This is a genomic window from Streptomyces melanosporofaciens, from assembly GCF_900105695.1.
Classification (GTDB): Bacteria; Actinomycetota; Actinomycetes; order Streptomycetales; family Streptomycetaceae; genus Streptomyces; species Streptomyces antimycoticus.
On record NZ_FNST01000002.1, the window covers coordinates 1135202 to 1156899 of the forward strand.

Consider the following 21698-nt stretch of genomic DNA (forward strand, 5'->3'; position numbering starts at 1 on the left):
ATGCCATGCCGTACGGCGGCGCCCATACCCTGTCCGCATCCCGGACAGGGCACGGACAGAACATGGGCGCCGTAAGGGCGACGCCTAGGCGTGGGTGGCCCGCACCCACCGCTCCAGGACGTCGCGCGCCGCGCCCGAGTCGATCGACTCGGCGGCCCGTGCGACACCCGCCGCGATCCGCTCCGCCAGGGGCTTGTCCCCCGGCTCCGGCTCGAGCGCCACCAGCGCCGCCGCCGAGTTCAGCAGCACCGCGTCCCGGACCGGTCCCCGCTCGCCCGCCAGCAGCCGGCGGGCCACATCGGCGTTGTACGAGGCGTCCGCGCCGCGCAGGGCCTCCACGGGGGCTCGCTCGATGCCCACGTCCCGCGGGTCGAGGGTCTCCTGGCGCACGGCGCCGCCCCGGACCTCCCACACCTGGGAGGTGGTGGTCACGGTCAGCTCGTCCAGCCCGTCGTCACCGCGGACGACCAGCGCGGTGGAGCCCCGCTCGGCCAGCACCCCGGCGATGATGGGCGCCATCCGGGCGTCGGCGACCCCGGTCGCCTGGCACTTCACCCGCGCCGGATTGGTCAGCGGGCCGAGCAGGTTGAACGGGGTGGCGACGCCCAGCTCGCGGCGGGCCGAGGCGACATGCCGCAGCGACGGGTGGAACTTCACCGCGAAGCAGAAGGTGATCCCCGCCTCCTCGGCGACCTCGACCACCCGCTCCGGGGTGATGTCCAGGTTGACGCCGAGCTTCTCCAGCACATCGGAGGCGCCGCTGGCGGAGGACGAGGCGCGGTTGCCGTGCTTGACGACCCGCGCGCCGGTCCCGGCGACGACCAGCGCGGACATGGTGGAGATATTGACGGTTTTGGCGCGGTCGCCGCCGGTGCCGACGATGTCCACGGTCTCCCCGGGCACCTCGATCACCTTGGCGTGGTCGTACATGGCCCGCACGAGACCGGCCACCTCGGAGACCGTCTCGCCCTTGGAGCGCAGCGCGATCGCGAAACCGGCGATCTGGGCGTCGGTGGCCTCGCCCCGCATGATCCGGTCCATGGCCCAGGCGGTGTCGTCGGCATCGAGGTCCCGGCCGGCGATCAGCGAGGTCAGTACGTCCGGCCAGGTGCGGGCCGTCGCGGTGCTGTCGCCTCCGGCGGGGGTCACAACGTCCATGGTCCGCTCCTGGATCCGTGGGGGTGGGCAGGGAAGGGGCCGCGCACGTCAGCGGCCCGCCGCCAGCCTATCGGCAGCACGACCAGGGCCCCGGCCGGACCGTGTGGTCCGGGCCGGGGCCCTGGTCTGTGGCGTCAGCTGACGTGCGAGAGCGGTACGGCGGAGATCAGTGGTGGCCGTGGCCGCTGGTGATCTCGTGGTACTCCTCGCGGGTCGGCTTCGGAATGACGTTGTCCTCGCCGTAGTAGCCCTTGGAGAGCTTCGAACGGATCCGCTGCGCGGGCGTCACCTTCCGCTTGACCCCGTTCTCGTCGGTCTCGGGGCCGATCTCGTAGGGCTCGGGCTGCTCGTGCTGGGTCAGCACGTGCAGTTGCTCCTGCGCGAGCGGCTCGTGGACCTCGACGAACTCACCGTGCGGCAGCCGCTTGATGATGCCGGTCTCACGACCGTGCAGCACCTTGTCGCGGTCGCGCCGCTGGAGGCCGAGGCAGATCCGCTTGGTGGCGATGAACGCCAGGACCGGGCCGACGAAGAAGCCGATCCGCACGAACCACGTGATCGAGTTGATCGACAGGTGGAAGTGAGTGGCCCACAGGTCGTTACCGCCACCGATCAGCATCACGAAGTACGCGGTCAGCCAGGCGACACCGAAGGCCGTACGGGTCGGGGCGTTGCGCGGGCGGTCCAGGATGTGGTGCTCACGCTTGTCGCCGGTGATCCAGGACTCGATGAACGGGTAGAGCCCGATCGCGAAGAGGACCAGCGGGAAGAGCACGATCGGGATGAACACGCCCAGGACGAGCGTGTGGCCCCAGGCGGTGATCTCCCAGCCGGGCATCACACGGACCAGACCCTCGGCGAAGCCCATGTACCAGTCGGGCTGGGCGCCGGTGGACACCTGGTCGGGCCGGTAGGGGCCGATGGTCCAGATGGGGTTGATGGTCGCGACCGCGGACAGGACCGCGATCACACCGAAGACCAGGAAGAAGAAGCCGCCCGCCTTGGCCATGTAGACCGGCAGCAGAGGCATGCCGACGACGTTCTTCTCGGTCTTTCCGGCCCCGGGGTACTGCGTGTGCTTGTGGTAGAAGACCAGGATCAGGTGCGCCACCAGCAGGCCGAGCATGATGCCCGGCAGCAGCAGGACATGGACCGGGTAGAGCCTCGCGATGAGGTCCGTACCGGGGAACTCGCCGCCGAAGACGAACATCGAGATGTAGGTGCCGACCACCGGGATCGACAGGAACACACCCTCGATGAACCGCAGACCGGTGCCGGAGAGCAGGTCGTCGGGGAGCGAGTAGCCGGTGAAGCCGGTCAGCATGCCGAGGAAGAACAGCAGGAAGCCGAAGAGCCAGTTGATCTCACGCGGCTTGCGGAACGCACCGGTGAAGAACACGCGCATCATGTGCGTGAACATGCCGGCGAGGAAGACCAGCGCGGCCCAGTGGTGGATCTGCCGGATCAGCAGACCGCCGCGCACCTCGAAGCTGATGTCGAGGGTCGACTGGAACGCCTCGGACATCCGCACGCCCTGCATCGGGACGTACGGGCCCTCGTAGACGACCTCGGACATGCTGGGGTGGAAGAACAGCGTCAGGTACACACCCGTGAGGATGATGACGATGAAGCTGTAGAGGCAGACCTCGCCCAGCATGAAGGACCAGTGGTCCGGGAAGATCTTGCGCATATTGGCCTTGGCCAGGCTGTAGACGCCCAGCCGGCCATCGGCCCAGTCGGCGACGCGCTCGCCCGCGGGCGCTTTGCCGCGGCGCTGCGCACCGCTGTCGCTTGTAGTACTCATCCGCGCTCCCAGTAAGCAGGACCGACGGGCTCCGGGAAGTCGCCCATGGCTTCGAGGTACCCCTGGTCGTTGGCCCTGATCCGCAGCTGCGGCAGCGCGTGACCGGCCGGACCGAAGATCACTCGGCCACCGTCGGAGAGGTCGAAGGTCGACTGGTGGCAGGGGCACAGGACGTGGTGCGTCTGCTGCTCATAGAGGTTGATCGGGCAGCCGACGTGGGTGCAGATCTTGGAGAACGCGACGATGCCCTCGTGCGACCAGTCCAGCTCGCGCTTGTCCTTGATGTTCTCCGGCTGCAGCCGGACCAGCATCAGGGCCGCCTTGGCGATCTCCGTCTGGAAGTCGTGCTGCTCCTCGCTCATGCCCTCGGGCATGGCGAAGGTGAGCGAACCGACGGAGATGTCCTCGGGGCGCAGCGGCTGCATGGTGTTGTAGTTCATCAGCCGCTTGCCCTTGGCCCACTTGGTGTGCCGCAGCTTGGTGCCCGGCAGCGGACCGAGGTCCCGCAGCAGCACGACGCCGGAGAGCGGCACCAGCGCGAGCGCGCCGAAGAGGGTGTTGCGGGCCAGCTTGCGCCGGCCGAAGCCGGACTCCTTGGCACCGGCCCGGAAGTCGTCGAGGACCTTCGACTTCACCTCGGGGCTGGCCTCGATGGGGTGCCGCTCGTCGGCGATCTCCTCATCGGACATCAGGGTGCGGGCCCAGTGGACCGCGCCCGCGCCGATGGTGAAGAGCGCGATGCCGAGCGTCACACCGAGCGCGAAGTTGAGCGCGCTGATGTGCCCGATCGGGAAGACGTAGATGTACTTGTCGACCGGGAGCGCCACGTACGCGGCGATGAACGCGATCGTGGCCACCATCGAGACCGTGAAGAGCAGGGCGACGGTGCGCTCGGAGCGCCGCGCGGCCCGCTCGTCGATGTCCTGCACACGGTGCTCGTGCGGGGGCAGCCCCGGGTCGGCGAACGGGTCCTCGGCCAGCCTTACGGCGCTCTCGGCCCCTCGCTCTTCCGGCAGCTTGTCTTCTGCTTCTGAAATCTCGTGGCTACTCATGACTTCTTGGCCTTTGCGGTCCGGGCGGCGACCCAGATGGTGAGGACGATCATCGCGCCCATACCGAAGACCCAGCCGAACAGACCCTCGCTCACCGGGCCGAGCCCGCCGAGTTCGAGGCCACCGGGGGTCTTGCTCTTGTCGCTGTTGACCGTGTCGAGGTACGCGATGATGTCCTGCTTGTTCTTCTCCGGCATCACGGTGTCGGGGAAGGAGGGCATGTTCTGCGGGCCGGTCTGCATGGCCTCGTAGAGATGCTTGGCGCTGACCCCGTCGAGAGCCGGCGCGAACTTGCCGTTGGTGAGGGCACCACCCTTGCCGGCGAAGTTGTGGCACTGCGCGCAGTTCGTACGGAAGAGCTCCCCGCCCTTCGCCACGTCCGCGCCGTCCGGGCTGTACTGGCTCTTGGTGGGCGTCACCGGACCCGCACCGAGCGAGGAGATGTAGGCGGCGAGCTGCTCGATATCGGCGTCCGAGTAGATCTTCTTCTTCTTCGGCACCTGAGCGCCCGGCTGCTGCGCGGGCATACGGCCGGTGCCGACCTGGAAGTCCACGGCGGCGGAGCCGACGCCGACCAGGCTCGGGCCGTCAGAGGTCCCCTGACCGCCCGTGCCATGGCAGCTGGCGCAGCCGACGGCATAGAGCTTCTTGCCCTCCTCGATGGCGAGGGACTGGGCGGAGCTGTCGTCGGCCTTCGCCTCGCTCGGCGAAAACGCGGCGTACAGCCCCCAGTGACCGCCAGCGCGAAGAGTAGGACGACGAGCGCAGCCAGCGGATGGCGCCGTCGTGCGGAGAGCTTTTTCACGGATTACCCCGGTGTCAGGATCTTCTGCGTCGATGCTGTTAAGGACGTGGTTCCGGTGCGGTGACCGGCTTACTTGATCATGTAGATCGTGGCGAAGAGGCCGATCCAGACGACATCGACGAAGTGCCAGTAGTAGGACACGACGATGGCCGCCGTCGCCTGCTGGTGGGTGAACCTCTTGGCCGCGTACGTCCTGCCCAGGACAAACAGGAAGGCGATCAGGCCGCCCGTCACATGCATGCCGTGGAAGCCGGTGGTCAGGTAGAACACCGAGCCGTACGGGTCGGAGGAGAGCGAGAGCCCATCCTTCTTGACCAGCTCGGTGTATTCGAAGATCTGACCGCCGATGAAGATCGCGCCCATGATGAAGGTGATCACGAACCAGGTGCGCAGCTTCTTCACGTCGCCGCGCTCGGCGGCGAAGACGCCGAGCTGGCAGGTGAGGGAGGAGAGCACCAGGATCGTGGTGTTCGTCGCGGAGAACGGGAAGTTCAGCGCGGACGCCATTTCCTTCCAGTGCTCGGCTCCGGTCACCGATCGCAGGGTGAAGTACATCGCGAAGAGGGCCGCGAAGAACATCAGCTCGGAACTCAGCCAGATGATGGTTCCGACGCTGGTGAGGTTCGGCCGGTTGACCGACGGGTGCGCGTGCCCGGTTTCTACTGCTGTTGCTGTCGCCACGACCGACATTATGTCGGTCGCTTATCCAGCGCTCACTCCCGGGGGTCCCGTTCGGAGTGTCAAGGACCGTGGCGAGGGCATCGACCCTGCTCGTCGGGGTTGTTCCGGACAGTCCCCCGAAGGAGGGAGAGATCCGTACGCCCCCTCCTCCGGACGGCTGTACGGGAGTAGCATCCGCCACAGGAGCCCGGCAGATCACTTACTTCGCCCGGAGGTCATGATGCGGCCGATCGCAACGGTGCTGGTCTACAGCGATGACGCGAGCACCCGCGAACAGGTGCGCCTCGCGGCCGGCCGGCGGCCCGCCGCCGATGTGCCACCGGTGGAATTTCTGGAGTGCGCCACCCTCCCGGCCGTTCTCACGGCGCTGGAGGAGGGCGGCATCGACGTCTGTGTGCTGGACGGTGAGACGGCGCCCGCGGGCGGGATGGGCGTCTGCCGGCAGATCAAGGACGAGATCTTCCAGTGCCCGCCGGTGCTGCTGCTCATCGGCCGCCCGCAGGACGCCTGGCTGGCCACCTGGAGCCGCGCGGAGGCCGCGGTCACGCATCCGGTGGACCCGGTGGCCCTGGCGGACGCGCTGGCCGGGCTGCTCCGCAGGCGGCTCTCCGTGGGCGCCTGACCTCACCGTCCGCACCCCTGCTCAGACCTGGGGACGGAGCCGGGCGGAGTCGGCGGGCGTGGTGTCGGACTGGCCGCCGGAGACGGCGCTGCCCTTGCGCCAGTCCGCCCAGGCCATGTTCCAGTCGCCGTAGCCGTTGCTGAACGCCGCCATGTCCTCTCCGTTGCTGTTCACGACCTGGACGATGTCGCCCAGGCGCACGGTGTTGAAGAACCACTCGGCGTTCGCCGTGCTCATGCCCGTACAGCCATGGCTGACGTTGGCGTAGCCCTGCGAACCGGTGGACCAGGGCGCGGCGTGGACATATTCGCCGCTCTTGGTCACCCGGGCGGCCCAGTAGACCATCAGGTCGTAGGAGCCGGCGCCGAGCCCGATGCTGGCACCCGTCATCCGTACGGCGGATTCCTTGGCCAGCACCACCTTGATGCCGTTCCGGGTATCGAATCCGGGCATACCGGTGGTGATCGGGATGGTCCGGATGGGCACCCCGTTCCGCTTCACCGTCATCTGGTGGGTGCCGGAGTCGGTGAGGGCCTCCAGGCGGTCGCCGGTGGTCAGCCGCAGCGACTTGGCGTCGCCGCCGTAGAGCCCGCCGCCGATCCTGATGCCCTTGAGGTTGGAGTGGGCCGTGATGGTGGCGTGGGCGGGCCAGTACTCCTGCGGGCGGTAGTGCAGGTTACGGCTGTCCACCCAGTGCCAGACGCCCTCCACCGCGGGCCGTGAGTCCACCTTCAGGGCGCGCTCGATCACGGCGCGGGCCGAGGGGTCCTTGACGGGCCGGCTCAGCTTGGCCGTGATGGGCTGCCCCACCCCGTACTCCCCCGCCTTGGGGCCGAAGGTGACCTTCAGCAGCCGGCGGGCGGAGCTGGTGGAGAAGTCGACCGTACGGCGGCCAGGAGCGCCGTTGGAGTCCTCTGTGGACACCTTCAGCGTGTAGTGGGCGCCGGCGGCCAGCGGCACCGTGCTGCGCCAGTGCTTGCCGTCCTCGGCCAGTTCGCCCCGGACGTAGCGGCCCGCGGCGTCGATGGCCGTGACATCCGTGATCCGGCTGTCGTCGCCCTTGGCGGTCACTTCTAGCGGCTTGTCCGGATCGGCCTTACGGCCGTCGCCGTCACCGCTGAACGAGATCTGGTCGGCGGCGTCGTACGGCTTGGCGGACAGGGGGTCGGGAGATCCCGCGCATCCGCTCACACCCGCTATCAGCGGCGCCACCAGCAGGGCGCAGGTCAGCACCGCCCGGCTTCGGAGTGATCGAGGTGTGTGGCTCATGGGCTCAACGTAAGAACGGCGTCCGTGAACGGCGCGCGGAGTGAGGCAGCGGGGTGAACCGGCGGGGCCACCCGGGCCACAACAGCCCGGCGCCCGGCCGGCAACGCCGAGCGGGGCCCGGACACCTGGGGAGGTGTCCGGGCCCCGCTCGTTTCGCCGGTCGCGTCGGCCGACTGGCCGGTTACTGGTTGGCGTTCTCGCCGCGGTAGTACTCGAAGACCCAGCCGAAGAGACCGATCATGATGATCGGGGCCGAGAAGAAGAGCAGCCACCAGCCGAAGATCACGCCCAGGAAGGCCAGGGCGCCACCGACGGCCAGGGAGAGCGGCTGCCAGCTGTGCGGGGAGAAGAATCCCAGCTCGCCGGCGTCGTCCGCGACATCCGCGTCCTTGTTGTCCTGCGCACCGACATCCACCCGGCGCGCCGTGAAGGCCAGGTAGTAGCCGATCATGATGCTCAGCCCGAAGGCCAGGAAGAGCGCGGTGGTACCGGCCGGCTCCTTCGACCACACGCCATAGACGATCGCCATGACGAGGATGAAGACGGCCAGCCAGATGAACATCCGGCCTTGGACCTTCACTTGCCGGCCTCCTTACCACCCGCGAGGGCCTTGTCCTCGTCGGGCGCACCGTGGTTCTGGAGCTGGTCGAGCGCCGCGATCTCCGGGTGGTGCAGGTCGAACGCCGGGGATTCGGAGCGGATCCGCGGCAGGGTGAGGAAGTTGTGCCGCGGGGGCGGGCAGGAGGTCGCCCACTCCAGCGAACGTCCGTAGCCCCAGGGGTCGTCGACCTCGACCTTCTTGCCGTACTTGGCGGTCTTCCAGACGTTGTAGAGGAACGGCAGGATCGACAGGCCCAGCAGGAAGGAGCTGATGGTCGAGATGGTGTTCAGCGTGGTGATGCCGTCGGCCGCCAGGTAGTCGGCGTACCGGCGGGGCATGCCCTCGGCCCCCAGCCAGTGCTGCACCAGGAACGTGCCGTGGAAGCCCACGAACAGCGTCCAGAAGGTGATCTTGCCGAGCCGCTCGTCGAGCATCTTGCCGGTGAACTTGGGCCACCAGAAGTGGAATCCGGCGAACATCGCGAAGACCACGGTGCCGAAGACCACGTAGTGGAAGTGCGCCACCACGAAGTACGAGTCGGAGACGTGGAAGTCCATCGGCGGCGACGCCAGGATCACACCGGTCAGACCACCGAAGGTGAAGGTGATCAGGAAGCCGATCGCCCAGAGCATCGGGGTCTCGAAGCTCAGCGACCCCTTCCACATCGTGCCGATCCAGTTGAAGAACTTGATACCGGTCGGGACGGCGATCAGGAACGTCATGAACGAGAAGAACGGCAACAACACTCCGCCGGTGACATACATGTGGTGGGCCCACACCGTCACCGAGAGACCGGCGATCGAAATCGTCGCGGCGATCAGGGAGATGTAACCGAACATCGGCTTCCGGGAGAAGACCGGAATGACCTCGGAAATGATGCCGAAGAACGGCAACGCGATGATGTACACCTCTGGATGGCCGAAGAACCAGAAGAGGTGTTGCCAGAGCAACGCTCCGCCATTGGCCGCGTCGAAGACATGTGCCCCGAATTTTCGGTCCGCCTCCAGGGCGAACAGCGCGGCGGCCAGCACCGGGAAGGCGAGCAGCACCAGCACCGCGGTCAGCAGCACGTTCCAGGTGAAGATCGGCATGCGGAACATCGTCATGCCGGGAGCGCGCATGCAGATGATCGTGGTGATGAAGTTGACCGCACCGAGGATCGTGCCGAAGCCGGAGAGGGCCAGACCCATGATCCACATGTCCGCGCCCACACCCGGTGAACGGACCGCGTCCGACAGCGGGGAGTAGGCGAACCAGCCGAAGTCGGCCGCGCCCTGCGGGGTCAGGAACCCGCCCACCGCGATCAGCGAGCCGAAGAGGTACAGCCAGTACGCGAACATGTTCAGCCGCGGGAACGCCACATCGGGCGCACCGATCTGCAGCGGCATGATCCAGTTCGTGAAGCCCGCGAACAGCGGGGTGGCGAACATCAGCAGCATGATCGTGCCATGCATGGTGAACGCCTGGTTGAACTGCTCATTCGACATGATCTGCGTGCCCGGACGGGCCAGCTCGGCGCGCATGAAGAGCGCCATCAGGCCGCCGATGCAGAAGAACGCGAACGACGTGACGAGGTAGAGCGTGCCGATCGTCTTGTGGTCCGTGGTGGTCAGCCACTTGACGACGACATTGCCCGGCTGCTTCCGACGCACCGGAATCTCCCGCTCTTGCGAAGCGGTCGTACCGGCACCCTGGGGTTCGTTGAGGATGCTCACTGGATCTTGGTCTCCGCGTTCTTGGCGGCGTCCGTCTGCTCAATGCCCGCCGGGATGTAGCCGGTCTGGCCCTTCTTCGCCAGGTCCTTGAGGTGCTGCTGGTAACGCTCCGGCGACACGACCTTGACGTTGAAGAGCATCCGGGAGTGGTCGACGCCGCACAGCTCGGCGCACTTGCCCATGAAGGTGCCCTCGCGGTTCGGGGTGACCTCGAAACGGTTGGTGTGACCCGGGATGACGTCCATCTTCATCAGGAAGGGGACCACCCAGAACGAGTGGATGACATCGCGGGACGTCAGGATGAACTGGACCGACTCGCCCTTGGGCAGCCACAGGGTCGGACCCGGGTTGCCGGTCTGCGGGTTCCGCTCACCGGGGGTGCCGGCCTCGTAGACGCCCTCGGCGCCCTTGGGGACGGCGTTGAGCATGCGCTGGGGGATCGAGGAGATCTCCTTGGCTTCCTGCTTCGGACTGGCGGTGCTCCCGTCCACGTTCTCCATGTAGTTGAAGCCCCAGCTCCACTGATAGCCCACCACGTTGACCACGTGGTCGGGCTTCTTGGAGGTCTTGAGGAGCGCGTTCTCATCGCGTGCGGTGAAGTAGAACAACACCGAGACGATGATGATCGGGACCACGGTGTACAGCGCCTCGATCGGCATGTTGTACCGGGTCTGCGCGGGAACCTCGATCTTGGTCCTGCTGCGACGGTGGAAGATGACCGCCCAGATGATCAGGCCCCAGACCAGGACGCCCGTGGCGAGCGCTGCCGCCCACGAGCCCTGCCACAGGGAGAGGATCCGCGGCGCCTCCTCCGTGACGGGGGTAGGCATTCCGAGGCGGGGGAAGTCCTTTGATGTGCAACCGGTGGCGGTCGCCAGGACCAAGCCCGCGGCCAGCGCCTGCAGCAGCTTCCGCCGCACCGGGCGCCGCGACGAGCGGTCGGAGCCGTTGGGACTCACGTAGCGCCTTCCCGAGAGTCTCGCCCGCGCGGTCGGCCGCGGCCGTCTTCTGGTCGGTCGCCGGCCCAGTGCGGGCAGGGGTTTGGATGTTTATGCGGACCAAACCCTACTGGACGCCATTTGGGGTCGCGCGGGGAGGGTGCCCAACGCGCCGGGGCGCTCCACGAAGGGGTGGAATCCCGGGCTCCGGCCGCGATTTCCGGTGCGGCGTCACCTCGAACTCCGGCCCTGGTTGCGGGCCCGGCTGCGGTCCCGGCCGCCGCCGGGTGTGACCCGTGCTCGGGACCCGGTGCGGGCCCGGCTACGGTCCCGGCTGCCGCCGGGTGTGACCCGTGCTCGGGGCCCGGTGCGGGCCCGGCTACGGTCCCGGCCGCCGCCGGGTGTGACCCGTGCTCGGGACCCGGTGCGGGCCCGGCTGCGGCCGGGTGTGGCCCCTGTTCCGGGCCCGGCTTCGGCGCAGGTGCGGCCTCGGCTCCGGGCCCGCTCCGAACCCTCGCGGGCGGCGCCCGTCCGTTTGCCGGTCTCGCCGACTAGCGTTTCGTATGTGCCCTACTTCGACATGGCCTCGTCCGCTCCCCTGCACCCCGTCGCCCGGCAGGCGCTCCTCGCCGCACTCGACGAGGGGTGGGCCGACCCCTCCCGCCTCTACCGGGAGGGACGGCGGGCCCGGCTGCTGCTGGACGCCGCGCGGGAGGCGGCGGCCGAGGCCGTCGGGTGCCGCCCGGACGAGCTCGTCTTCACTCCTTCGGGGACACGCGCGGTGTACGACGGTATCGCGGGGGCGCTCGCGGGCCGCCGACGCGCCGGCCGCCGTCTGGTCGTCTCCGCCGTGGAGCACTCCTCGGTGCTGCACACGGCGGCCGCGCACGAGGCGGACGGCGGCACGGTCACCGAGGTCCCGGTGGACCGTACGGGACGGGTCGCGCCGGGTGCGTACGCGGCGGCCCTGCGGGAGGCCCCGGACGGGGTGGCGCTGGCCTGCCTGCAGTCCGCCAACCATGAGGTCGGCACCCTGCAGCCGGTGGCCGAGGCGGCCGAGGAGTGCGCGGCGGCGGGCGTACCGCTACTGGTGGACGCGGCGCAGTCGCTCGGCTGGGGCCCCGTGGAGGGCAATTGGTCACTCTTGACGGCAAGCGCCCACAAATGGGGCGGCCCTGCGGGGGTGGGGCTGCTCGCGGTGCGCAAGGGGGTGCGCTTCCGTACGGTCCCGCCCAACGACGAGCGGGAGTCGGGCCGCTCCCCCGGGTTCGAGAACCTCCCCGCCCTCGTCGCCGCCGCCGCCTCGCTGCGGGCCGTCCGGGCGGAGGCCGCCGCGGAGGCGGAGCGGCTGCGGGGGCTGGTGGACCGGATCCGGGCGCGGGTGCCGGAGCTGGTGCCGGACGTCGAGGTGGTCGGCGATCCGGAGCGGCGGCTGCCGCATCTGGTGACCTTCTCCTGTCTCTATGTCGACGGAGAGGCGCTGCTCCATGAGCTGGACCGCGCGGAGTTCTCGGTCTCGTCCGGCTCCTCCTGCACCTCGTCCACGCTGACCCCGAGCCATGTGCTGCGGGCCATGGAGGTGCTGTCCGAGGGCAATGTCCGGGTCTCGCTTCCGCGCGGTACGGCCGAGGCGGAGGTGGAGCGGTTCCTGGAGGTCCTGCCGGGGGTGGTGGCGCAGGTGCGGGAGCGCCTGGGCGCGCCGAAGCCTGCCGAGGCCACCGTCGCCCCGGACCCCGTACCCGAGCCCGAGGTCGCGCTGGTCGTCGACTCGCTCGGCAAGCGCTGCCCGATCCCGGTGATCGAGCTGGCCAAGGTGATCGGCCAGGTGCCGGTGGGCGGTGTGGTGGTGGTGCTGTCCGACGACGAGGCGGCCCGGCTGGACATCCCGGCCTGGTGCGAGATGCGGGGCCAGACCTACGAGGGCGAGCGGACGGCCGACCGGGGCGTGGCCTACCGGGTGCGCCGCCGCGCCTAGGGTCGACAGACCCTGGAGACCGGCGGAGCGGCAGAGGCTCCGACGGGGCGAGGCTCCGACGGGGCCCACGAGGCCACGGCGAATCCGCAGGAACCGCGGCGGGGCCCAGGGAGCGACAGCCCCCTGGGCGCCCGGCGGGGTTCAGGGGAGGTGGGGCGCGATCTCGCCCGCCGCCTCATGGCCGTACGCCTTGGCGAAGCGCTCCATGAAGTGGCCCCGGCGCAGCTCGTACTCCTGGGTGCCGACCGTCTCGATGACCAGCGTCGCCAGCATGCAGCCCACCTGGGCGGCGCGCTCCAGCGAGAGGTTCCAGGACAGACCGGAGAGGAAGCCCGCCCGGAAGGCGTCGCCGACGCCGGTCGGGTCGGCCTTCCGGTCCTCCTCCGGGCAGCCGACGACGACGGGCTCCTCGCCCTCGCGGTCGATGCGCACGCCCTGCGCGCCCAGCGTGGTGACCCGGGTGCCGACCTTGGCGAGGATCTGCTCCGCGGTCCAGCCGGTCTTGGTCTCGATCAGCGCGGCCTCGTACTCATTGGTGAAGAGGTACTCCGCCCCGCCGATCAGCAGCCGGATGTCCTCCCCGTCCATGCGGGCGAGCTGCTGGGAGGGGTCGGCGGCGAAGGGGATGCCGCGCGAGCGGCACTCCTCGGTGTGCCGGACCATGGCCTCCGGGTCGTCCGCGCTGATCAGCACGAGGTCGAGACCGCCGGCGCGCTCCGCGACCGGCTGCAGCTCGATCTGACGGGCCTCGCTCATGGCGCCGGTGTAGAAGGACGCGATCTGGTTGTGATCGGCGTCGGTGGTGCAGACGAAGCGCGCGGTGTGCTTGACCTCGGAGATCCGGACGGACGCGGTGTCCACACCGTGCCGGTCCAGCCAGGCGCGGTAGTCGGCGAAGTCCTCACCGGCCGCGCCGACCAGGATCGGGCTCAGGCCGAGCACGCCCATGCCGAAACAGATGTTGGGGCCGACCCCTCCACGGCGGACGTCGAGCGTGTCCACCAGGAAGGAGAGGGAGACCGTATGCAGCTGATCGGCGACCAGCTGATCGGCGAAGCGGCCGGGGAAGGACATCAGATGGTCGGTGGCGATGGAGCCGGTAACGGCAATACGCACGGAGTCGCTCCTGCGGGGCGGAGAGATCGGACGCTTCACGCTATCTGCTCAGCCCGGTCCATACGAACGGAAGAAACTACCCAATAGTAGGGCTTTCTTCACCGACACCCGCTGAATACGGTGCGTGGACGGGGGTACGCGTCGGCGACCCCCATGGACCAGGAGGCATCATGCCCCAGCACCTCAGCCCCGCCCTTCCCGCCACCGGAGCCATCGAGCCCGAGCATCTGGAGGAGCTGCGCGGCGACGGTGCCCGGATGGCGCCGCACTGGGCGGTCACCGTATCGCCTCCCGCCAGGCATGTTTCACCGGTCGCCGCCTCCCGCATCCGGGGGATCAGCGTGCCCGCGGCATCGGCCGATCTGCTGGCCGGCATGTCGGACTACGGCGACTGAAGGAACCGGGCGCGCCCCGGCTCCGTCTCATCGGCATCTCCTCGCGAGGGATGGGACCGTAGAACGTGAGCGGAGCCAAAGGAGCGAAACGGTGAGCACCGAGGACACCGACACCCCGCAGACCCCCGACGACACTCCCCGACCGCGCCGGCGCTCGCCGCTGGCCGTCGTATCGGTGGCGGCCGCGGTGCTGGTCGCCGGAGGTGGCGGCGCCTACTGGGCCTCCACCGCGGCGGACGGCGGCACCCGGGGTCCGGGTGCGGCGGGCGAGGACGGAGCGCCCAAGCCCCTCGCACTGGACGCCTACGCCTCTCCGGGCGGCGAGCGAGGAGGGAACGAGGGCATCGCGCCCGGTGAGCCCGATCCACACGGCGGCCGCTACGTCGTCACGGGCAAGCTGCCGGACGGGCCCAAGGAGGCCCCGGTCTACCTGACCGACCCGAAGGTCACCAAGGCCGATGTGGCGCGGCTGGCGAAGGCGCTGGACGTCTCCGGCAGCCCGCGCGCCGACCACGGGTACTGGAAGGTCGGCGGCGCCCCGGACGCGAGCGGCCCGACGCTGCGGGTGAGCCAGAACGGACCGGGCAGCTGGTCGTACTCGCGCTATGGGTCGCCGGGCGGTACGTCCTGCGTCCACCCGGACGGGAAACCTGACGGGAAGCCGGACACGAAGAAGGCCGGGCGGACCGACCAGGGCGATGGCACGGACCAGGCCGACAAGAGCTGCCCGACCTACCGCGACGGCGACAAGCGCGGCGACAACGGCGCCGCCGAGGGCCGCGAGGCGGCCGTGTCCGAGGAGAAGGCCCAGCGCGCCGCCGAGCCGGTGCTCGAGGCGCTCGGGCTGTCGGACGCGAAGCTGGACGCGAGTGGCCTCTACGGCGCCGTGCGGATGGTGAACGCCGATCCGAAGGTGGGTGATCTGCCCACCTACGGCTGGGGGACCAACCTGCAGGTCGGCGCCGACGGCCAGTTGGTCGGCGGCAGCGGCACGCTGGCGAAGCCCAAGGAGGACGACACCTATCCGGTGCTCAGCGCGGAACAGGCGCTGGAGCGGCTCAACTCGACGTCGGCCAAGGGCGATGGCCCGTCGGGCAAGGTGGACGTGCGCAAGGTGACGTTCGGCCTCGCCTCGCACATGGTGGACGGTCGGCGGGCGCTGGTGCCGTCGTGGATCTTCGAGACCAAGCCGACCGGGACCAACCGGGTGGCGGTCACCCTCCCCTACCCCGCGGTGAAGCCGGAGTTCATCAAGAAGGCCGGGGAGCCGGGCCACTCCCCCTCGACCCGGCCGGGCAAGGGGAACCGGACCTCCAAGCCGGATGACATCACCTCGTACCGCGTGGACGGCAAGACCCTGACGCTGCGCTTCTGGGGCGGTGTCTGCAACACCTACTCGGTCTCCGCGAAGGAGACCTCCAAGCAGGTGACGCTGGAGCTCAAGAGCAAGCCGACCCATCCGGGGCGGGCCTGCATCCTCATCGCCAAGCAGCTGGACCGGAAGGTGACGCTGAAGGAGCCGCTGGACGGCCGGAAGGTCGTGGACGGGTCCACCGGTGAGACGGTGCCGCTGCGGAAGTGAGCGGACCGCGAGAGCCGCGGCAGGACATGCGGAAGGGGGCGGGCCCGATGGGCCCGCCCCCTTCCGTTTCGCTGTTTTCCGCCGCGCCGGGGGCTCAGCTGAAGGAGTCGCCGCAGGCGCAGGAACCCGTGGCGTTCGGGTTGTCGATGGTGAAGCCCTGCTTCTCGATGGTGTCGACGAAGTCGATCGAGGCACCGCCCAGGTACGGGGCGCTCATGCGGTCGGTCACGACCTTGACGCCGCCGAAGTCCTTGACGACGTCGCCGTCGAGCGAGCGCTCGTCGAAGAAGAGCTGGTAGCGCAGGCCGGAGCAGCCGCCGGGCTGGACGGCGACGCGCAGCGCGAGGTCGTCGCGGCCCTCCTGCTCCAGCAGGCTCTTGACCTTCGACGCGGCGGCGTCGGACAGGATGATGCCCTCGCTCGCGGTGGTCTCGTCCTGAACGGTCATCTGCTTCTCTCCCGGGTCGTACGGACTACTTGCCGTCGGAGCCAACCAACGGCGTCCCGGATTCATTCCGGGCCCAGCGCTTATCTCCCGCTGTCCTTCATGCTCGCATACGGGCGGACGCACCGGAATGCGTCACATCGACACAATGCCTCTCGTCAAAGTGACGTGAAGCGGCTATGATAGATAGCGTCATTCTGACGATTAGGGTTCCCAGCGAAGAAAGAAGGGTGCGTGACGTGACCACCGCCCAGCCCCTCGATGTGCAGCCGACCCCGCTCGCTCTGCTGCTTCTCGGCCGGGAGGCCGACCCCCGCAGCGAGCGCGGCGTGGAGTGCCCGGGAGACCTTCCGGCGCCCTCCGACCCGGACCTGGTGGCACGCGCCCGCGCGGCCAAGGAGAAGCTCGGGGACAAGGTCTTCGTCCTCGGTCACCACTACCAGCGCGACGAGGTCATCGAGTTCGCTGATGTCACCGGTGACTCCTTCAAGCTGGCCCGGGACGCGGCCGCGCGGCCGGACGCCGAGTACATCGTCTTCTGCGGTGTGCACTTCATGGCCGAGTCCGCCGACATCCTCACCACCGAGGCCCAGCAGGTCGTCCTCCCCGATCTGGCGGCCGGCTGCTCGATGGCCGACATGGCCACGGCCGAGCAGGTCGCCGAGTGCTGGGAGGTGCTGACCGAGGCGGGCGTCGCGGAGGCGACGGTGCCCGTCTCGTACATGAACTCCTCGGCCGACATCAAGGCGTTCACCGGCAAGCACGGCGGCACGATCTGCACCTCGTCCAACGCCGAGCGGGCGCTGGAGTGGGCGTTTCAGCAGGGCCAGAAGGTGCTGTTCCTGCCCGACCAGCACCTCGGGCGCAATACGGCGGTCCGCGACATGGGCATGTCGCTGGAGGACTGCGTCGTCTACAACCCGCACAAGCCGAACGGCGGGCTCACCCCCGAGGAGCTGCGGGCCGCGACGATGATCCTGTGGCGCGGCCACTGCTCGGTGCACGGCCGCTTCTCGCTGGACTCGGTCAACGATGTGCGCGAGCGGATACCGGGTGTGAACGTGCTGGTGCACCCCGAGTGCAAGCACGAGGTCGTGGCGGCGGCCGACTACGTGGGCTCGACCGAGTACATCATCAAGGCCCTGGAGGCCGCCCCCGCCGGTTCGAAGTGGGCGATCGGCACCGAGCTGAATCTCGTACGGCGCCTGGCCAATCGTTTCGCCGACCAGGGCAAGGAGATCGTCTTCCTCGACAAGACGGTCTGCTTCTGCTCGACCATGAACCGGATCGATCTGCCGCATCTGGTCTGGGCGCTGGAGTCGCTGGTGGCCGGCAAGGTGGTCAACCGCATCCAGGTCGACCAGGAGACGGAGCACTTCGCCAAGCTGGCCCTGGAGCGGATGCTGGCGCTGCCGTAGGCAGCGTTGTTCGGCGATGGGGGGGCGGGGGGCGGAGCGGGGGCGGGGCGCACGATCGTGGCGCCTGCGGCGGGCTGCTTTCCCCTCCCCGCCCCTTCCCACAACTGGGGCTCCGCCCCAGACCCCGGAGTCTGGGGCGGAGCCCCGGTTTCGGGGTCTGGGGCAGAGCCCGGTCCGGGGCCTGGGGCAGAGCCCGGTCCGGGGCCTGGGGCAGAGCCCGGTCCGGGGCCGGGAGGCAGAGCCCCTGCCCGGGGCCTGAGGCAGAGCCCCTGTCCGGGGCCTGAGGCAGACCCCCGTCCGAGGTCCGGACCAGACTCCCGTCCGGGGCAGGGGGCAGACCCCCGTCCGGGATCCGGGCCAGAGCCTCGGACCGGGACCTGGGGCGGAGCCCCGTCCGAGGTCCGGGCCAGACACCGGTCCGGAGCCCAGGGCAGACCCCCTGTCCGGAGCCCGGGCCAGACCCCCGTCCGAGGCCCAGGCCAGAGCCCCGTCCGGAGCCCAGGGCAGACCCCCTGTCCGGAGCCCGGGCCAGACCCCCGTCCGGAGCCCAGGCCAGACCCCCGTCCGGAGCCCAGGCCAGACCCCCGTCCGGAGCCCAGGCCAGACCCCCGTCCGGAGCCCAGGCCAGACCCCCGTCCGGAGCCCAGGCCAGACCCCCGTCCGGAGCCCAGGCCAGGCCCCGAGCCCCGGTCTGGGGCAGCCCCCGGACCGGGGCCTGGGGCGGAGCCCCGGTTTCGGGAAGGGGCGGGGAGGGGAAAGGCTCGCCGGGCGGGCGCTAGGCGCCCGCGCGGACCAGACCCGTCTCGTAGGCGATCACCACGAGCTGGGCGCGATCGCGGGCGCCCAGCTTGGCCATCGCGCGGTTGACATGCGTCTTGACCGTGAGCGGGCTGACCTCCAGCCGGGCGGCGATCTCGTCGTTGGACAGCCCGCCCCCGACCTGGACCAGGACCTCGCGCTCGCGGACGGTGAGGGCATCCAGCCGTGAGGCGTCATAGGCGCCCTCGTCGCCGCTCCCGTCGCCCTGGGCCAGGAAGCGGGCGATCAGCCCCTTGGTCGCGGCCGGGGACAGCAGCGCCTCGCCGGCGGCCGCGATGCGGATCGCCGCGAGCAGCTCATCGGGTTCCGCGCCCTTGCCGAGGAAGCCGCTGGCCCCCGCCCGCAGCGAGTCCACCACGTACTCGTCGACCTCGAAGGTCGTCAGCATGACCACCCGGACGTCCGCGAGCTGCGGATCCTCGGTGATCATGCGGGTCGCGGCCAGCCCGTCCGTACCGGGCATCCGGATGTCCATCAGGACGACGTCGGCGCCCCGGGCACGGGCGATCTCCACCGCCTGCGCGCCGTCGGACGCCTCCCCCACCACCTCCATGTCCGCCTCGGAGTCCACCAGAACGCGGAACGCACTGCGCAGCAGCGCCTGATCGTCCGCGAGCAGCACCTTGATCGTCATCGGTCCCCTCCCCTACGCGGCTGCAGAGGAAGTCTCACCCGCACCCGGAAACCGCCCTCGGGCAGGGGTGCCGCCTCGCAGCCGCCGCGCAGCGCGGTCACCCGCTCGCGCATACCCAGCAGACCGTGTCCGCCGCCGCCGGTCTCCTCCCCGGGCGCCGGGGGCTCCCCCTCCGGCCCCTCCGGCCGCGTCCCCGCCCCGTCGTCCTCGACCGTGACCTCCAGGGCGCTCCCGGCAGCGCCCCCGACACGGGCGATGCGGACCTCGGCCGTGGCGCCGGGCCCGGCGTGCTTGTGCACATTGGTCAGCGCCTCCTGGACGACCCGGTAGGCCGTGAGGTCCACCGAGCCCGGCAGCGGGCCCAGCGTCTCCGGCGGCTCCGCCCGGACCCGGACCCGCATCCCGGCGCGTACGAAGCCGTCCACGAGCTGGTCCAGGACGGCGAGGCCGGGGGCCGGTTCGGTGGGGGCGGCGGGGTCGCCGTACTGCCGCAGCAGGCCGACCGTGGCGCGCAGCTCGTCCAGCGCCGAGCGGCTCGCCTGCCGTACGTGGGCGAGCGCCTCCTTGGCCTGGTCCGGGCGGTTGTCCATGACATGGGAGGCGACCCCGGCCTGGACGTTGACCAGGGCGATGTGATGGGCCACGACATCGTGCAGCTCACGGGCGATCCGCAGCCGCTCCTCGGCGACCCGGCGGCGCGCCTCCTCCTCACGGGTGCGCTCGGCGCGGACCGCCCGCTCCTCGATGGCGGCGATATACGCGCGCCGGCTGCGCACCGCGTCACCGGTGGCCGCGGCCAGCCCGGCCCAGGCGAACAGGCCCCAGTTCTCCTGCGAGTACCAGGGGTTGAGTGCGAAGAGCATCCCGGCCCCGGTGAGCAGCCCGGCCGTGGCGGCGCCGAGCCGCCAGGTGGTGGGCCGGTCGGTGCGGGTCGCGGCGGTGTAGAGCGCCACCACGACCCCGAACACGATCGAGGTGCGCGGCGGGCCCACGTCATTGGTGACGATCTCGACGAGGGTGAGGGCGACGGTGAAGGCGAGCACCCCGCGGGGCAGATCGCGGCGGAAGATCAGCGAGCCGGCGACGAGCACGGCCAGCAGCACGAACAGGGGGCCCAGCGACTGGTGGCGCATGCGCGGACCGGCCACGGCGCCGATCAGGATCAGCGCGAGGACCCCGATCGCCACCAGGGTGTCCAGGGCGCGGGGGTGGGCACACAGCCAGCGGTGCGGACGGGCCAGACCCGGCCCGACGGCGAGGGGAGTCACGGAATCCAACGGTAAGGGCCGCCGCGGGCCGCCCGGCTTCCTGGGCGGCCCGTACCCGGCCGGTGAGGGGAGGCACGACCTGTGCTGGAGTGTGGTCCGGGGTGCGCCGCACTAGCCCGGAATGAGGCCGTCGTCCTTGAGCATCGCCTTGACTTCCTCGAGGGTCGCCTCCGCCGCGGGGAGGATCAGCTCGGATGGCTGGAGCGCGTCGTCGGGCAGGGGCTCACCGGCCGAGCGCACCGCGTCCAGCAGCGCGCCCAGGGTCTTCCGGAAGCCTTCGTGGTCGCCGCCCTCGATCTCGGCGAGCAGCTCGTCGTCCAGCCTGTTCAGTCCGGGCAGATGGCTTTCGGCCACCCGCACCTGGCCCTCCCCCATGATCCGTACGATCATGACGACCTCCTTGGAGACCTCGCCCAGGCGGGGCGCGGGCTACTGCTTGTCGAACTTGTGCGGGGTCTGGGACTGCTGGGCCTCGTCCGTCTTGCCGCCCTCGATCGCCTGCTGCGGGCTGCCGCCGGCCAGCTCGGCCTTCATCCGCTGCAGCTCCAGCTCCACGTCCGTACCGCCGGAGATCCGGTCGAGCTCGGCCGCGATGTCGTCCTTGGCCATGCCGGACTGGTCGTCCAGGGCGCCGGAGGCCAGCAGCTCGTCGATCGCGCCCGCGCGGGCCTGAAGCTGCGCCGTCTTGTCCTCGGCGCGCTGGATCGCCATGCCGACGTCGCCCATCTCCTCGGAGATGCCGGAGAACGCCTCGCCGATACGGGTCTGCGCCTGGGCCGCGGTATAGGTGGCCTTGATGGTCTCCTTGCGCGTGCGGAAGGCGTCGACCTTGGCCTGCAGCCGCTGGGCGGCCAGGGTCAGCTTCTCCTCCTCGCCCTGCAGCGTCTGGTGCTGGGTCTCCAGGTCGGTGACCTGCTGCTGCAGCGCGGCGCGGCGGGAGAGCGCCTCGCGGGCCAGATCCTCCCGGCCGAGCGCGAGCGCCTTGCGCCCCTGGTCCTCCAGCTTGGTGGACTGGCCCTGCAACTGGTTGAGCTGCAGCTCCAGGCGCTTGCGCGAGGTGGCCACGTCGGCCACGCCACGCCGCACCTTCTGGAGCAGCTCAAGCTGTTTCTGGTACGAGTAGTCGAGGGTCTCGCGCGGGTCCTCGGCCCGGTCCAGGGCCTTGTTGGCCTTCGCGCGGAAGAGCATCCCCATACGCTTCATGACACCGCTCATGGGCCTCGCGCGCCCCCTTCTGACGGACGTGTGACTCCGGCACTCCAACAGACCCAGCCTACGGGGCCTGCTTCCATTACCGCACTGTTCGAGCCCGCTCGCGCTCCTCCTGCAGGACGATCAGAGGGCGGGAGCCTCCGGCGCAAGGAGGAGTGTGTCCCCTGTGTCCCGATACGGCGGGACGCC

Annotated in this window: 19 protein-coding genes and 1 pseudogene; 5 read left to right on the forward strand and 15 right to left on the reverse strand. The window is 70.0% G+C overall.

The window, feature by feature from the left end:
* Positions 1–84 precede the first annotated feature (84 nt).
* From trpD to ctaE, 5 genes and pseudogenes are all read right to left on the reverse strand, one after another.
* Positions 85–1158 carry an anthranilate phosphoribosyltransferase gene (gene trpD, locus BLV72_RS07705; protein ID WP_059143407.1) on the reverse strand — a complete coding sequence of 358 codons (1074 nt, stop codon included), beginning with the start codon at positions 1156–1158 and terminating at the stop codon, positions 85–87.
* 166 nt (positions 1159–1324) lie between these two features.
* The gene (gene qcrB, locus BLV72_RS07710; protein ID WP_093461172.1) at positions 1325–2962 is read right to left on the reverse strand and encodes a cytochrome bc1 complex cytochrome b subunit; all 1638 of its coding nucleotides are present in this window, start codon (positions 2960–2962) and stop codon (positions 1325–1327) included.
* Complete coding sequence (gene qcrA / locus BLV72_RS07715; RefSeq protein WP_059143405.1) at positions 2959–4014, reverse strand: cytochrome bc1 complex Rieske iron-sulfur subunit; 1056 nt, start codon at positions 4012–4014, stop codon at positions 2959–2961. Before qcrA ends, qcrB begins: the two co-directional genes overlap by 4 nt.
* Positions 4011–4819 (reverse strand): annotated as a pseudogene (gene qcrC, locus BLV72_RS07720) (cytochrome bc1 complex diheme cytochrome c subunit). Before qcrC ends, qcrA begins: the two are co-directional and overlap by 4 nt.
* A gap of 69 nt (positions 4820–4888) precedes the next feature.
* Complete coding sequence (gene ctaE / locus BLV72_RS07725; protein ID WP_059143403.1) at positions 4889–5509, reverse strand: aa3-type cytochrome oxidase subunit III; 621 nt, start codon at positions 5507–5509, stop codon at positions 4889–4891.
* Positions 5510–5720: 211 nt separating this feature from the next.
* Here ctaE and BLV72_RS07730 point away from each other — a divergent pair, with 211 nt between their 5' ends.
* Positions 5721–6122: a hypothetical protein gene (locus BLV72_RS07730; RefSeq protein ID WP_093470232.1), complete on the forward strand. Its 402-nt coding sequence runs from the start codon at positions 5721–5723 to the stop codon at positions 6120–6122.
* A gap of 21 nt (positions 6123–6143) precedes the next feature.
* On the opposite strand, the gene BLV72_RS07735 is transcribed toward BLV72_RS07730, so the two are convergent.
* The 4 genes from BLV72_RS07735 to ctaC all read right to left on the reverse strand — a co-directional run bounded on the left by BLV72_RS07735 (position 6144) and on the right by ctaC (position 10666).
* Complete coding sequence (locus BLV72_RS07735; protein WP_093461173.1) at positions 6144–7391, reverse strand: L,D-transpeptidase; 1248 nt, start codon at positions 7389–7391, stop codon at positions 6144–6146.
* A 181-nt stretch (positions 7392–7572) separates the two neighbouring features.
* Complete coding sequence (locus BLV72_RS07740; protein WP_093461175.1) at positions 7573–7971, reverse strand: cytochrome c oxidase subunit 4; 399 nt, start codon at positions 7969–7971, stop codon at positions 7573–7575.
* Complete coding sequence (ctaD, locus tag BLV72_RS07745) at positions 7968–9707, reverse strand: aa3-type cytochrome oxidase subunit I (protein ID WP_093461176.1); 1740 nt, start codon at positions 9705–9707, stop codon at positions 7968–7970. The genes BLV72_RS07740 and ctaD overlap by 4 nt, the downstream gene beginning before the upstream one ends.
* The gene (gene ctaC / locus BLV72_RS07750; RefSeq protein WP_093461178.1) at positions 9704–10666 is read right to left on the reverse strand and encodes an aa3-type cytochrome oxidase subunit II; all 963 of its coding nucleotides are present in this window, start codon (positions 10664–10666) and stop codon (positions 9704–9706) included. Before ctaC ends, ctaD begins: the two co-directional genes overlap by 4 nt.
* Before the next feature lie 544 nt (positions 10667–11210).
* On the opposite strand from ctaC, the gene BLV72_RS07755 reads away from it, so the two are divergent.
* Entirely contained in the window at positions 11211–12620 is a 1410-nt protein-coding gene (locus BLV72_RS07755; protein WP_093461180.1) for a cysteine desulfurase/sulfurtransferase TusA family protein, read from the forward strand.
* Positions 12621–12761: 141 nt separating this feature from the next.
* Here the strand turns inward: BLV72_RS07755 and BLV72_RS07760 are convergent, their stop codons facing one another.
* Positions 12762–13736, reverse strand: coding sequence for a carbohydrate kinase family protein (locus BLV72_RS07760; protein WP_093461181.1), 975 nt, complete (start codon positions 13734–13736; stop codon positions 12762–12764).
* A 170-nt stretch (positions 13737–13906) separates the two neighbouring features.
* On the opposite strand from BLV72_RS07760, the gene BLV72_RS07765 reads away from it, so the two are divergent.
* Together BLV72_RS07765 and BLV72_RS07770 are read left to right on the forward strand one after the other, a co-directional pair.
* Entirely contained in the window at positions 13907–14131 is a 225-nt protein-coding gene (locus BLV72_RS07765; protein WP_093461183.1) for a hypothetical protein, read from the forward strand.
* Between the two features lie 91 nt (positions 14132–14222).
* Positions 14223–15713: a hypothetical protein gene (locus BLV72_RS07770; RefSeq protein WP_093461184.1), complete on the forward strand. Its 1491-nt coding sequence runs from the start codon at positions 14223–14225 to the stop codon at positions 15711–15713.
* A gap of 94 nt (positions 15714–15807) precedes the next feature.
* Here BLV72_RS07770 and BLV72_RS07775 read toward each other — a convergent pair whose 3' ends face one another.
* Positions 15808–16161 carry a HesB/IscA family protein gene (locus tag BLV72_RS07775; protein ID WP_020871998.1) on the reverse strand — a complete coding sequence of 118 codons (354 nt, stop codon included), beginning with the start codon at positions 16159–16161 and terminating at the stop codon, positions 15808–15810.
* Between the two features lie 227 nt (positions 16162–16388).
* Between BLV72_RS07775 and nadA the strand changes: the two genes are divergently transcribed.
* Positions 16389–17576 carry a quinolinate synthase NadA gene (nadA, locus tag BLV72_RS07780; protein WP_093461185.1) on the forward strand — a complete coding sequence of 396 codons (1188 nt, stop codon included), beginning with the start codon at positions 16389–16391 and terminating at the stop codon, positions 17574–17576.
* 775 nt (positions 17577–18351) lie between these two features.
* Here nadA and BLV72_RS07785 read toward each other — a convergent pair.
* From BLV72_RS07785 to BLV72_RS07800, 4 genes are all read right to left on the reverse strand, one after another.
* The gene (locus tag BLV72_RS07785; protein ID WP_093461186.1) at positions 18352–19029 is read right to left on the reverse strand and encodes a response regulator transcription factor; all 678 of its coding nucleotides are present in this window, start codon (positions 19027–19029) and stop codon (positions 18352–18354) included.
* Positions 19026–20306 carry a sensor histidine kinase gene (locus tag BLV72_RS07790; RefSeq protein WP_093461187.1) on the reverse strand — a complete coding sequence of 427 codons (1281 nt, stop codon included), beginning with the start codon at positions 20304–20306 and terminating at the stop codon, positions 19026–19028. The genes BLV72_RS07785 and BLV72_RS07790 overlap by 4 nt, the downstream gene beginning before the upstream one ends.
* 102 nt (positions 20307–20408) lie before the next feature.
* Positions 20409–20687, reverse strand: a complete 279-nt coding sequence (pspAA, locus tag BLV72_RS07795; protein ID WP_014060087.1) for a PspA-associated protein PspAA — start codon at positions 20685–20687, stop codon at positions 20409–20411.
* A gap of 39 nt (positions 20688–20726) precedes the next feature.
* Positions 20727–21500 (reverse strand): PspA/IM30 family protein, encoded by a 774-nt coding sequence (locus BLV72_RS07800; RefSeq protein ID WP_093461188.1) that lies wholly within the window; start codon positions 21498–21500, stop codon positions 20727–20729.
* Positions 21501–21698: the final 198 nt, after the last annotated feature.